Consider the following 12,350-nt stretch of genomic DNA (forward strand, 5'->3'; position numbering starts at 1 on the left):
GGGCCTGGGTTAAATCAGTCCCGCAATGCGGCTGTTAGTCATCCGGTGGAGTTTTTCTGCGGCAGCCCACTACTTTTGGGCGGGGGTGTCCTTCGAATTCCCGAGCATTGCGAGACCTGGGATGGTGTACGGTGAAATGGTCTGCGAGATCCAACTTGAAGGCTCAGATGACCGTTGCACATCTCCATTCTCAGAACTCATCGGGTCCGCAGCATTTTCCCGTCGAAGCGTCAGCGAAGCCGGCTGGCGACAATTCGTTCAATGTAGCCGCGCATGGGTTGCGCGGCATTGCTTCTCTTATGGTCTTCTTCGCTCACCTCCTGGGCGGCACGGCGGAGCACGTCTACGCCTCCAATTCGGCCTATGTCGACCGCATTACGCCCTTCTGGAATTTCGGCACCTTCGGAGTCTGCCTTTTCTTCGTAATCAGTGGCTTCGTCATCCTGCCCAGTGCGATACGCTATAGTCCCGCTCAGTTTGCTGCCCGACGGTTCCTGCGCCTCTACCCTCTGTTTTTCGCGCTAAGCCTGCTTTTCATCTTGCTGAACGCAACCACCAACTTTTATCCCGAAACCAACAATCTCACAGCGGTTCTGGCAGGACTGACATTCCTGAACCTTGCAACCCATACCGAGCAATTGACGCCGAACGCGTGGAGCCTGACCTTCGAGGTCTGGTTCTATGTGTTTACGGCAGCGTTCGTTTTCCTGACGGTTCGTCGCCCAACCAGACTCGGCACAATTGCGCTCGGTCTTCTCGCGGCGCTCTTTATCGCCCGGTACCCGATCGCCTTGTATTTTCTTGCCGGCGGGCTGATCCGCCTTGCCTACGACCGATTTGAATGGGTAAACCGGGGCCGCCATCGGCTTGCCGAGAGCGGGGCGCTGGCAGCTTGCGTCTTTCTCGCCAGCCGCGGCCATTACGACTATCACTGGTCCGATTTCCAAAATGCCGAGCTTCCCTTGCTCATGGTCGCGACGGGGCTCTACTTCTGCCTTGCAGTGTCGCGGAACAGCTTGACGGCACTACTCCTTGGCAATCGGCTGCTTCGATACTTCGGAACGGTGAGCTACAGCCTGTATCTGGTGCATCCCTACACGTATCTTCTGACACGCTCGCTGTTTTCCCGCGCCCATCTTTTTTCCGGCAATGTTGTCCTATCGATGAGCGCCTTCATTTTGGCGGCGGCGGCGATCACCTGGGTGCTGACGCATTTCGCGAACCGAACGCTTGAGCTGTGGCCCTATGAGTTTGTCTATCATCAGAAGATCTATCGCTCGGCCTCGCAGCCAAGCGCGATGCGGCTTTGGCTGGCGTCAAATGCCAAACGTGCGGCATGGCTAAGGGGGTAGGATCGCCGTTGCGCGGCGGCCTGCGGCTTTTGAGGCGGATAGATAGCAGACTGGTCGTAACCACTGTTGTTAGGCTGCAAGCAGGGATGAGGACGAAATGCATCCATTTGTCATCGACGCCAAGCCTCAACCTATTTCAATTGATCCCGCTGACGCCGCCGTACTCGTCGTGGACATGCAGAATGACTTCGGCTCCAACGGTGGAATGTTCGACAGAGCCGGAATCGATATCTCCGGGATTCAACGGGCTGTAGGCCCTACTGCCAGCGTAATAGCTGCCGCTCGCGAATTGAGCATGCCCATCGTCTACCTGAAGATGGGATATCATCGCGACCTCTCGGACCTTGGAACGTCGGACGCCCCCAACCGTATTCGACATCTCCAGATCTTCGGGGTGGGCGCGAACATGACAGCCCCGGATGGCAGCGAGAGCCGGATTCTGATCCGCGACACCTGGGGAACAGAGGTCGTCAACGGCCTCAAGCCACAGGCAGGGGATTTCGTCCTCTATAAAACGCGATTCAGCGGTTTCTACGAAACCGAACTCGATTCTGTTCTGAAATCCGCAGGCGTCAAACACCTCATCGTGACAGGATGCACGACCAGCGTGTGTGTGGAATCGACAATTCGGGATGCCTTCTTCAGGGACTATCGCTGCATACTGCTGACGGATTGCACCAGCGAGCCCATCGCTTGGGACGACCCAAGGAGCAATCATGATGCCTCGATCACGCTCGTTCAGATACTCTTTGGATGGACATCGACGTCCGACCAATTCCTGAAGTCGGTCGCAGAGCGAGTTCACGGTCGTCTTGAACTAGCCGAATGAGCAGGCGAAGCTGCCTATCAGTCACCTTGGAGCACCGCGGCTGCCGCTCAGGGCCAGCGTAGATCAAGCCCAAACACAACCGACGTCCGGTCCCAATGCAACCCAGCAATCTCAGAGATCGCGACCACTCTCGAAAGGTGCCCCGACGCATCGCCTACGATTTAGTCGTCCGACTTTGCCACAAGATCGGCGATACGGGATACATCAGGCACGTAAAGCTCTTTGGCGTGGCGCAGCACGAGTCCGATGTTTTGCAGGTAGCTCAGCTCGCGTGCCACCGCCTCGCGGTGGGTGCCAATGCGGTGGGCCAGATCCGTATGGGTCGGGATAGGAGAAATCCTCGCCGAACCGTCGGCTCCGATGTCTTCAGCGCATAAGCGCAGCAACTCCTTATGCACCCGGGACCGAACGTTGAGCGTCGAAAGCTCAACGATGTGCTCGACAAGCACCTGCTGACGTTCCACCAACAATTGTACAACCGCATGCAGGGCTTCAGGATCCTGCTTGACTATGTCCAGAAAGGCACGACTGCCGATCGAAGCGATAGTGCATGGTCCCGCCGCTTCGACCGAATATGGCATCTGGATGTCGCCGCTCAAGGCAATTCCGTTAACAAGCGAGCCACGATGCGCAGGGGGGAGCGACACAATCTTGCCATTGCGGGTATAAACGAGCGCTCGAAGCTCGCCCTCGAGCAGAAAAAAAAGCCGGTCGACACTTTCGCCGGCCGGGACCAGGACGTCCCCTTCATTGAGATGCAACCAACGACAGCGGCGGTCTATCTCGATCAGCGTGGACGACTTAACATTGCTGAAATGCTCGATATTTTTCAAATCCGGCCCGTGCATATGGTTGGCATCAGCTACGGAGGTGATCTCCCCGTCAGTCTGCGGGCCTGGATATCGAACGGGCGGTTGTTTCATCCTGGGTAGCGCCCCCTTGCAAAGGTTCGCAGCCGCTTCCGTTGCGGCTGCTCCCCAAACTCAAGCAAATCACATCTACTAAAACGGTCCGTCAAGAACCATTACTCGTTGAGTGAGGCGGCACCCATATTTCAATTCCGTATGGCAATCCCTTCATACGGCGTTGTGTTGAGTATGTAGGCGACTTCGGTACGGTTTCTCGCACGAAGTTTTTTCATGACATTCCGAATGTGTACCTTGACCGTACTTTCACACATGTTGAGCTCGTACGCGATGACCTTGTTCGCCTTTCCTCGACGCAATGCCTCGATGACAGACATCTGACGCGAGGTAAAAGTGTTGTCTCCGTGCGGCTGCTGCTTGGTCGCGGACTGACCGTCGGTGACGGCGCGTCCTGAATGAAAGAGAACACTGGGCGGGACGAAAGTTCCGCCCGCCGCGACAAGCTGGATGGCCTTGGCGGCCACCTGCAACCTGACGCTGGTAGGAATATAGCCACGCGCGCCGTTTTCGACCACTTTGAGAATGTCCTCAAAGTTCTCGATATCCGATAGGATGACCACCCCTACCTCGGGCCTGGTCGCTTTCAGATGGCCTATCTGGGAAAGATGATAGTCCGCCTGGGAGTTCGACCACATCACACACATCAGGACCGTCGAAACTCTCTGCGTTTCTTCGGGATCCGCCATGTCGAACGCTTCGACCGACGCGTAATGCTGGATATGAAATGATGGCTCGATGATTTCGAGGCTTCTGCTGAAGCAGTCACACATCAAAGGCCGGCCATCGATGATTGCAATCTCGATTCCCTCTCCCGAGGACGGTGAGAGACGATTGACGTCGAGAATAGATGGATATTGATCAAGATCAGTTTTGTCCGTCCGATCATTCGCAGGCAAAAAACTTGTCATGACTCACCCCCGCGCAAATCTCGCCCCAACGGAGATTTCGCTTTTAAACCCATACCTTAACACTTTAGTAATAGCTTGTGGACCGGAGGTGGTGGTGTGACAAAACGCACAGCGCGGCCAAAATTTCGGTTTCCTCAAGCAATCAAAGTGAAAAAGTCGTGATTGCAGTATTATAGTTGGCTTCGAAGTCCATGCGCTTACCAATAGGGGGTAGCTACGGAAGTAGCGGTCATCCAGAATCGTTACGACAAAGAGCTGAACAGGGGTGGCTATGTGAGCCGTTGGTCAGACCTTCGCTCAAAACGCGCACACTTTCTCGGCAAAGCGTAAAATTACATTCAGGAGCCGGCATATTCCATATGGCGGACCTGCGGCATGAGACGTCGCAGCCTGCTCCCTTTCCTCGTCGATTGACCGCTTTGGCGAAGGTGGAGGCGAGCTTATTCGAGGCTTTGCCGCAAGTGCTGGCCCAGTCTGATAGCGAGCGCGACAATGGTGAGGGTGGGCATGTCGTTGCCTCCGGTCGGGAAGACCGAGCTGCCGGCGACGAACAGATTTGCGAGGCCGTGCACCTGGCACGAACTATCGACCACGCCGGTTCGCGGGTCGTCGCTCATCCTCGTCGTGCCCATGTGGTGTCGAACCCAGTGATATGGAATGTCTCGCTCCCCCGCCGGGTCTTTGTCCTGGCCTGGATGAATGGCGCTTCTATGCCCCAGCCGCTTCATCTCTTCAGTGATGATCGCCTGGACACGCTCAAGCGTCCGTCGGACGAGAGGCCCCACGTTCCATTGCAGCTTCACACGGGGCAGACTGAACTCGTCGAGCCTTGTATCGAGCGTGACGCGGCTTGCCGGATCCGGTTCTTGTTCCAGTATCGTGTCAAAATGAAAATGCCTTGCACGCCGACGTGAGTGCCAGATCCGTTCGAAACCTGCCGATATTGCTCCCGCCGGATGCATCAGGATAGTTCGGCCGCATTTGATAAGGTCGCGATGCAGCCGGCCTCTCCGCAGCCAGAAGGTAAGATACTGCAAAGCTTCGGAACCATCCATATGATTGACGCAAGGCCCAGGCTTGATCCATGTGCGGGAATCGAGGAGGCGCTCGCTTGCACGTATTTCGGGCCGCAGCGCCAGTCCGAATGCATCATTGGTGCCGCGGTTTTCAGGCGACAATCCGGTCGTGCGGGTCCAAGGCACGTGGAGGTCTATCATGTTGTCGGGCTGGCTGACTTGCAAGCTTCCCCATTTTACCCGGGGATGCTCCATGAAATAGCGGCCAACCAGGTCATACTGGTTTCCTATGCCATTCGGCGCCTGTCGGTTTGAAACAAGGAGCAGGCGCGCGTTTTCGATACCGCCGCAGGCCAGCACGAAAAATCGCGCAGCAATCTGGAATCGTTTGTTCGGCGTTCTCGCTACCTCGATGGAGCGAACCCGCCTTCCGCAGTCGTCGGTGTCGAGCCGCAGCGCCGTGGCATGCAGCACGACCTGGACGTTTTTTGCGTCCTGAAGCTTCTTGCGAAGCGTTGCTCCGAGATCCGGAGTGGGACTGAGAAAGCAGCGTTCCGAAAAGAGCGGCCCGTTTTCAGGCATGACCGCGGAAGTCGGCCAATCGGTCAGCAGGTCGTCGATTCCGAGCAGGCGGGCTGCGGTCTCATAATGGGGTAGTAATGATTTATGGGCGACGGGCCAACCACTCAGGGGTATCCAGGGCCGGTGCTCGAAATCGCCATGGTCCAACATCTTGCACCATCCGCCCCAACCAGCCTTGCCTGTGCTCCCGCCGAACTGACGAAGGCGGCAAAGATCAAGAGCTTCGTAAGGTTGACCCACGGACAGCCCGCGCGACAGCCGTTGGCGCCAGTGCTCGTACGTCATGCCACCGCTTTCGATGACGCATATGCGATGCCGCGTGCCTTCTAGTTGTGATGCTATCGCCAGGCCGGCGGCACCCGCTCCCACGATGCACACATCCGCCTCCAGGCGCATGCCTTGCGGAAAGGCGTTGCAATCTTCAATCATGGCGTCGATCGGGCATGGTGTCGATCGGGACCAGCAATTGCACGCCTGTGAGAGCGTGGCCATTTGCGCCTTGCCCCCACCCCCATTTGGCTGTTGGTCCCGCTGGCATCGGGCGGGCACGTCAAACTTGTGATCCGAAGAAAACAAATGTCACGATACGAGCAACGGCGCGAGGACTGCCGGAGCCTCGCCCTGTGCTCCATTCGGTTAGCCTCTGGAAGTTCGGCCACTGGCATTCCGTTGTCCAAGCCTGATCCTCTTGGCCGCCTCCGAGCGCAACGCAGTTAAATTTGGCGCCACAATCGGATAATCCGGCGGCAAGCCCCATTTCTGGCGATATTGCGCTGGCGTCATGCCGATGGATGTCAGATACCGCTTCAAGGATTTCATGCGGCGCCCGTCCTCCAGGTTAACGATGAAGTCAGGGGTCACCGACTTGCGGATCGGCACGGCTGGAACAGGTTTCGGTTCGGGCTGGTGATCGCCCACGGCAAGCTTTTGCAAAGCACGGCCGACATTCTGGATCAGATCAACCAGATCGGAAGGCGACGTCCGGTTTTTCCTGACATAGGCCGAAACAATATCAGCGGTTAGCTCAATGTGGTCGGCGGGGTCAGAGTCCATGAGTCCGCTCATTGCCTGAAGAAGGCTATCTTCCGTGGCCGAGGCGCGGAGCACGTTCTGCATCGCTCATTGAAGGATTGCCCACCGTCCCAGGAGAATGCTCCTGATGCCCCGCTCCTTGCATGGCCCAATGCCATCCCCAGGTGCCGTTTGTGTCAATTGTCCCTTGGCGGCAGTCGATCCATCCAAAAGTGGTACCGCTTGCCAATCCCGATCCCGTGATGGCAGCGGCGAAACCGGCAACACCGGCGGCACAGCTAAGCCGGCAAGACCTCACTGATCCGATGCCGGTGCGCACATGTCGCGTACCGGTATCGACCGTCAAATCGATATCCAGCGCCGCCTCGCTGCGACGGCTCGATTTATTCGCGACGGCTCGACTTGTTCAAGGCTGTCGTGTCTGGAGCTTCATGGCGCGCTTGAAGTCACGATTGTCCACGCGGCCGGCGCAAGACATGTCCAGGCCCGTAAGCCTTGAACAATGCTTGCGCCTTGTACTGTGCATGGGCGCTTGGACCTGAGCGGCGCGGCTTGACGAACCGCTCTTTCTACCACTCCGAGCCGGTATAGCCCGCAGCTTCCTTCCACAATGCGAGTGCGATGCTTGGCGAGCGGCCTTTCACTTCAATGTCTTTGCCGCGGTACTTTCCAGCCGCAATCCACACTGTCTTTGAACGCTGATAGATGTTGATGTCGAGGGCGCTGGCTAGAGCTTCCCAGTCCCTGCGTCTCGAAAAATCCATCCGACCCCCATCTCTCCATAATGTGGAGCAGTAACGAACATGGCGGATGAGAGTTCCCAGATCGTGAGGACTTCACCATTGGTTTGCGCAAATGGGTCGCACAGCGGTGAAAACTGCCTCCGCTGGCTACGCCAGCGGAGTATTGAATTGGGCGATATCCCCAGGCTGGAGCTATTTGGCCGCCTTTGCCGTCCTCTCCGCACCCACCAGACTTGCCAGCGGTTTTTCACCAGATCCGCAGGTGCCATCCGATCGGGCCGGCCTCGGACGACCCGACCTTTGTCCGGAATCGGCAAAACGACGAGGTGAAGAAGCCACTGAAGCACTCAGTGAGACTGTCAAAAGAATGTGTTCGATCATGATAAGCCTCCAAAAGAGGGCATTGCTTGTCCCGTGGAGATGGATAGTTTTTTCGAGAAAAATCGCGGATATCTCGATTAATTCTTTGAACCCTTTAAATGAGATAGGACTCTGTGTGCACGTACCTACTATACAAAGAGAACCCTTACACACTGATCTTCGCCTTGGCCCCGAACTGCAGACTGGCGAGCAATGGATCGGCATGCGGGCAAGGGAAACGTGACGGCTGAAGCATGCAAAGCTTACTTGATACAAATTGTTGTGAACGCCCGTCCTCGTAAAAAGGGTCTACATTCTTGGATGCGCGCGCATAAGTGAGGTCTTTGGCATGGGACCGTTATCGCGAAGGACGTTTGCACAGGGAACGGTTCTGGGCCTGTTACACTGGCTTGGCTTTACCAACCCTGGCAATGCGGCCACTCAATCTTCAGCTGGCGTAACGCTTATCGCCGGCGGCAGACCTGCGGCAACGCTCGTTATTTCGGATCAGCCGAGTGGCTCTGTTCACTACGCCGCCACGGAACTCGGCTGGCACATAGAAAAAGCGACCGGCATCCAACCTACCATCACAACTGAAAACCATGTCTCGCCGGCTGGCTTGCGTAACGCCGCCCATATTTTTCTGGGCGACACCCGGTTCGCCCGGGCAGCCGGAATCACATTCGGCGCATTGGCGCGTGAAACCTGTATCATCCGAACCGTCGGCAACCATCTGTGCATCGCCGGCCTCGATCATCCCGGCAGTGCACTCGACCAAAACACGTCCGCGGGCACCCTCTTCGGCGTGTACGAGCTCCTTGATCGCTATTTCGGTGTCCGATGGCTATGGCCAGGTGAACTGGGAACGTTTGTCCCAAAGGCACAGTCCTTGGTGATCCCCGCGCTTGATTACGTCGTTACGCCCCGGTTCATGCAGCGTCGCGTGCGCGCTGGGGCTGGCTTCACGAGCGAAGAACATCCCGAAATGGGTTTCACCGCAGCAGCGGCGAAAGAATATATGAAAGCCCAGGCCACGTTCCTGCGTCGCCACCGAATGGGCCGCAGAGTACCCACGAACTACGGTCACGCTTTCGTCGACTGGTGGCAGCGGTATGGCACCGAGCATCCCGAATGGTTTCAATTGGTCAGAGGCAAACGGGGCCCGGTGAGGCTGGGCGCTCGCTTCTCGATGTGCATTTCCAATCCGGGCTTGCGAGAAGAGATCGTCTCGCAATGGCGTGAGCATCGGAGCGCCTCTGCGGGACAGCCAACTTTCGTCAATGCGGTCGAGAACGACATCCCGGGGCAGTGCGAGTGCGAAATATGCAAAGCGCTGGATGGCCCAGAGCCGCCTGACTATCGAAAGTTCATTCCGTCGAAGTCGAAGATCGCCAGCAAGCCTTTCGTATCGGACCGCTATGCGCGTTCATGGCAAGCCATTCAGCGGATAGCCGCGAAAGACGACCCTAACGCGGTCGTGGTGGGATACGCCTATATGAATTACTTCGCGGCACCGACATCGGGAATCAAGTTGAACCCGAATATCCTGATCGGGTTTTGCCCATCGGCCTGGTACTATCCACGCAGCGGCGAAGAGCAGGACTGGATAAAAGACCAGTGGCGCGGATGGGCGGCAACGACTGCCCAGGTGTTCATGCGCACCAACTATTTCCTGGATGGCTACTGCATGCCGCACATATTCGCCGGCCAGTTCGCCGACGAGTTTCAGAACGCGGCGCGAAACGGGATGGTCGGAACCGATTTTGACTCGCTGACAGGCCATTGGGCGACGCAAGGTCCAAATCTCTATTTGTTGATGCGCCTGCAGACACATCCTGAGACTGCCGTGGAGTCATTGTTGTCGGAATATTATTCAGCCTTCGGACCTGCGGCCGACGACGTCAAAAGCTATTTTGATTATTGGCAGGTGTATACCTCGAACGCTCGCGCCCAGCTGCGGGAGGGGTTCGAGGCTCTTGGAGCATCTCGTTGGCGAAGCTGGGCGAAGGCGGCGCACGCTGTCTATCCAGAGGAGAGTTTCGCGCCGGCGGAAGCCTTGCTTGACAGGGCGGCAGCCTCCGCAATCCAAGATCCGGAAGCCTCGATGCGGGTGAAGTTTCTTGAGCTGGGATTGCAGCATGCGAAGCTGTGCTCGCGAGCGGCCAGCAAGCTCACGCTCGGCGATCCGCAATCCGCCTATGAGCGCGGAAAGCCGGAACTGGAAGCGTTGCTGCAATTTCGGCGATCATATGAGCATATGTGGATATCCAACATGAATCACTGCGCGTGGGTGGAGAGCCAGAGTTGGATCCTGCCGGGCTTTGCGATTCAATCTCCGGACCTTGATCCGGAATGATCCATCTATTTTGAAAGAAGATTTGCGGGAAGCTAGCTGGCCAAGCCGCGCGATATCGCGCCCTGGCCAGCTAGGGAGAGGTGGTCGGCGTTGTGCCAGGCACTGCCGACTGTGCTCGGTGCAGTTGCGGGAGCGCTTCTGTCCATGAACGGGGGGACTGCGTCAAGACAGGCGACAGACACGACAATCACCTCGCAATTTTTCCTCAATCGCCGGAGAGGACACGTCGTGCTGCGCGGAAGTCGGTGCCTGGCTCTGGTTTCCCGATGTGAGGCCGAGACTTGCCGGACTGCATTTTTCCTGTCGGCTTTGAGCTGTGTTAACGTTGCCCTTGAACCGGTGGATCGGACCGAGGGGACTAGGGTCCGAAACCCGATTTTCATCCTGTTTGGCTGACACCTCCCATTGTTTTGGGAGCTGTGAACCACCTGGGCATTTCGCGATTCGAAGGCGAACCTTCAACCGCGCCCTAGAGTATTGTTAGGCCCAGGTACTTCCCACCTCCCTTTATAGAACACGGGAAGTCTGTAACCTATGACTGCAAATTGTAAGCTGACAGTTTGGGGCTACTCCGTTCGGATACCGTGTGTTGCCGACGGCAAGGGCCGCGGCACCGATGGCAGCGGCAATGGCCATGCTCAACCGGCGCGTTCATCGGATCCCCGGTACCCAAGGTCAACGTCACAAGAGTCCGCAAAGTGTAGCCAGGAACATGGAACAACCGCTCTCAGCAGCAGTTGTCCGGTTCAGGAGGCAATATGAGCGCGACGATCGAGTTCTTTCGAACCTGGCTGCAGGAGAATGTCGGAAACCTGGCGACCGACACGCAAGTCAGCGTCGCGGTGTTGGCCCAGCAATTCGAGCAGGATGCGGACGCCGCAGGATACGGGCGCGAGGTTCGCGAAGAAGATATCGGCAACATAGAAGACGCCATCCAGCAGGCCCTCGACAAGGCGAACGCAGCCAACGGCCGGCAACCAGTTCCGGAGGAAGATGGCTCGCTTACGCCGATTATCCAAGGTCTTGAGGCTGCGGAGCCTGAACACTCAGCGTCTGCCGCCGGTGACGGCCGTAAGGAAGGAAGCTGACGAGCGCGTACAGCCGAATACCGGATCGTTAGTCCGGCGTATCGGGCTGGGTCGATCAGCGAGGGAAGTCGCGCACAGGATGATCTTCTTCACGAGCGATACTCATTTCAACGACCCACGCATCCTGCGAATTGATCGGCGGCCGTTCGGCTCGCTGGCAACGCATGACGCGGCGCTGATGAGCCTCTGGAACGAGACCGTCGGCTCGGACGACGAGATCTGGCATCTGGGTGATTTTGCCCGCCCGAAGGCCGGCATCGAAAACATCCTGTCGCAGCTCAACGGGCGCAAGCACCTGATCATCGGCAACAATGACGGAAGCGATGCAACGCTCGCATCTGGCTGGGCCAGCATCCAGCACTATGCGGAACTGGTGGTGGACGGTACCCTCCTCGTCCTGTGCCACTATCCGTTTCGGACCTGGAATCAGATGGGCAAGGGATCGGTGAATTTGCACGGCCATTCGCATGGCAAGCTGAAGCCGCTTACTCGCCAGCGTGATGTCGGCGTTGACGTGTGGAATTTCCGGCCGGTTTCCCTGCCGATCCTGCTCAGCAAGCACAACCGTCGATCAGGCTGAGCGTGGCCCGTCGCCACTGACCGGCAGTCGTCCTTTATACAGTTCTGGATGTGCTTCGCTCAGCATCAAAGCCGGACAAGAATGAAGATCGATCACGATTTTCCGTTACAGGAACAACAAGGACGGCGCTCCGTTGGGAAAGTGATCGCAACAAGCGATTTAACCAATGGAGGCACTTATGATGAAAACGATCTTGGTCGCATCCGCCCTGTCCTTAGCGCTCGCCACATCCGCCCTGGCCCAAACGAGCGGCTCGGGCAATGCCGGCGGTACCGCGGGCGGCGGCATGAACAACAGCGGCACGAGCGTCAACGGCTCCGGCAGCACCACGGGGACCGTCACAACTGATCCGAATGCGACGAACTCGACCACGACAACACCAAACGGCATGAATGACCGTTGCAAGGACACTGCGGGCAATGACGTCGACACCAATACCGCCAGCGGCACTGCCACCTCGCCGTCCCAAAATTGCAACAAATAGTTCCGCCAGCAGAATTCAGCTCAGGCCCGGCGATGACCCGGGCCTGAGACGTCATCCCTAATCGCAAGGCTGCGCCTATCGAAAGACAGAGTTC

At 57.4% G+C, this 12,350-nt stretch carries 11 protein-coding genes; 6 read left to right on the plus strand and 5 right to left on the minus strand.

The annotated features are described in order from the left end of the window. The first annotated feature begins 167 nt into the window (after positions 1-167). Positions 168-1,352 (plus strand): acyltransferase, encoded by a 1,185-nt coding sequence (locus tag FJ942_RS07240; RefSeq protein WP_140818776.1) that lies wholly within the window; start codon positions 168-170, stop codon positions 1,350-1,352. 97 nt (positions 1,353-1,449) lie between these two features. Then, the gene (locus FJ942_RS07245) at positions 1,450-2,181 is read left to right on the plus strand and encodes a cysteine hydrolase (RefSeq protein ID WP_140897420.1); all 732 of its coding nucleotides are present in this window, start codon (positions 1,450-1,452) and stop codon (positions 2,179-2,181) included. Between the two features lie 161 nt (positions 2,182-2,342). On the opposite strand, the gene FJ942_RS07250 is transcribed toward FJ942_RS07245, so the two are convergent. The 5 genes from FJ942_RS07250 to FJ942_RS07270 form a co-directional block, all read right to left on the minus strand. Further along, on the minus strand, positions 2,343-3,104 hold the full coding sequence (locus tag FJ942_RS07250; RefSeq protein WP_140498452.1) for a Crp/Fnr family transcriptional regulator: 762 nt from the start codon (positions 3,102-3,104) through the stop codon (positions 2,343-2,345). Positions 3,105-3,235: 131 nt separating this feature from the next. Then, complete coding sequence (locus FJ942_RS07255) at positions 3,236-4,015, minus strand: response regulator transcription factor (protein ID WP_140498453.1); 780 nt, start codon at positions 4,013-4,015, stop codon at positions 3,236-3,238. Between the two features lie 440 nt (positions 4,016-4,455). Beyond that, on the minus strand, positions 4,456-6,105 hold the full coding sequence (locus FJ942_RS07260) for a GMC family oxidoreductase (protein WP_140567280.1): 1,650 nt from the start codon (positions 6,103-6,105) through the stop codon (positions 4,456-4,458). A 144-nt stretch (positions 6,106-6,249) separates the two neighbouring features. Continuing rightward, positions 6,250-6,729, minus strand: a complete 480-nt coding sequence (locus FJ942_RS07265; protein ID WP_318012505.1) for a MucR family transcriptional regulator — start codon at positions 6,727-6,729, stop codon at positions 6,250-6,252. Between the two features lie 485 nt (positions 6,730-7,214). After that, positions 7,215-7,409, minus strand: a complete 195-nt coding sequence (locus FJ942_RS07270) for a hypothetical protein (protein ID WP_140498455.1) — start codon at positions 7,407-7,409, stop codon at positions 7,215-7,217. A 688-nt stretch (positions 7,410-8,097) separates the two neighbouring features. Between FJ942_RS07270 and FJ942_RS07275 the strand changes: the two genes are divergently transcribed. From FJ942_RS07275 to FJ942_RS07290, 4 genes are all read left to right on the plus strand, one after another. Next, positions 8,098-10,104: a DUF4838 domain-containing protein gene (locus tag FJ942_RS07275; protein ID WP_140897421.1), complete on the plus strand. Its 2,007-nt coding sequence runs from the start codon at positions 8,098-8,100 to the stop codon at positions 10,102-10,104. Positions 10,105-10,862: 758 nt separating this feature from the next. After that, positions 10,863-11,192 carry a DUF768 domain-containing protein gene (locus tag FJ942_RS07280; RefSeq protein ID WP_140658147.1) on the plus strand — a complete coding sequence of 110 codons (330 nt, stop codon included), beginning with the start codon at positions 10,863-10,865 and terminating at the stop codon, positions 11,190-11,192. Between the two features lie 79 nt (positions 11,193-11,271). Then, positions 11,272-11,772 carry a metallophosphoesterase family protein gene (locus FJ942_RS07285; RefSeq protein WP_140498549.1) on the plus strand — a complete coding sequence of 167 codons (501 nt, stop codon included), beginning with the start codon at positions 11,272-11,274 and terminating at the stop codon, positions 11,770-11,772. A gap of 178 nt (positions 11,773-11,950) precedes the next feature. Further along, positions 11,951-12,256 (plus strand): hypothetical protein, encoded by a 306-nt coding sequence (locus FJ942_RS07290; protein WP_140498458.1) that lies wholly within the window; start codon positions 11,951-11,953, stop codon positions 12,254-12,256. The last annotated feature ends 94 nt before the right edge of the window (positions 12,257-12,350 follow it).

It is taken from the genome of Mesorhizobium sp. B2-4-2 (assembly GCF_006442845.1).
Taxonomy (GTDB): domain Bacteria; phylum Pseudomonadota; class Alphaproteobacteria; order Rhizobiales; family Rhizobiaceae; genus Mesorhizobium.

What these genes read in the sequence shown, in the direction of transcription:
- FJ942_RS07240 (WP_140818776.1), top strand. Translation starts at nt 168, where the DNA reads ATGACCGTTGCACATCTCCATTCTCAGAACTCATCGGGTCCGCAGCAT.
- FJ942_RS07245 (WP_140897420.1), top strand. Translation starts at nt 1,450, where the DNA reads ATGCATCCATTTGTCATCGACGCCAAGCCTCAACCTATTTCAATTGAT.
- FJ942_RS07250 (WP_140498452.1), bottom strand. Translation starts at nt 3,104, where the DNA reads ATGAAACAACCGCCCGTTCGATATCCAGGCCCGCAGACTGACGGGGAG.
- FJ942_RS07255 (WP_140498453.1), bottom strand. Translation starts at nt 4,015, where the DNA reads ATGACAAGTTTTTTGCCTGCGAATGATCGGACGGACAAAACTGATCTT.
- FJ942_RS07260 (WP_140567280.1), bottom strand. Translation starts at nt 6,105, where the DNA reads ATGGCCACGCTCTCACAGGCGTGCAATTGCTGGTCCCGATCGACACCA.
- FJ942_RS07265 (WP_318012505.1), bottom strand. Translation starts at nt 6,729, where the DNA reads ATGCAGAACGTGCTCCGCGCCTCGGCCACGGAAGATAGCCTTCTTCAG.
- FJ942_RS07270 (WP_140498455.1), bottom strand. Translation starts at nt 7,409, where the DNA reads ATGGATTTTTCGAGACGCAGGGACTGGGAAGCTCTAGCCAGCGCCCTC.
- FJ942_RS07275 (WP_140897421.1), top strand. Translation starts at nt 8,098, where the DNA reads ATGGGACCGTTATCGCGAAGGACGTTTGCACAGGGAACGGTTCTGGGC.
- FJ942_RS07280 (WP_140658147.1), top strand. Translation starts at nt 10,863, where the DNA reads ATGAGCGCGACGATCGAGTTCTTTCGAACCTGGCTGCAGGAGAATGTC.
- FJ942_RS07285 (WP_140498549.1), top strand. Translation starts at nt 11,272, where the DNA reads ATGATCTTCTTCACGAGCGATACTCATTTCAACGACCCACGCATCCTG.
- FJ942_RS07290 (WP_140498458.1), top strand. Translation starts at nt 11,951, where the DNA reads ATGATGAAAACGATCTTGGTCGCATCCGCCCTGTCCTTAGCGCTCGCC.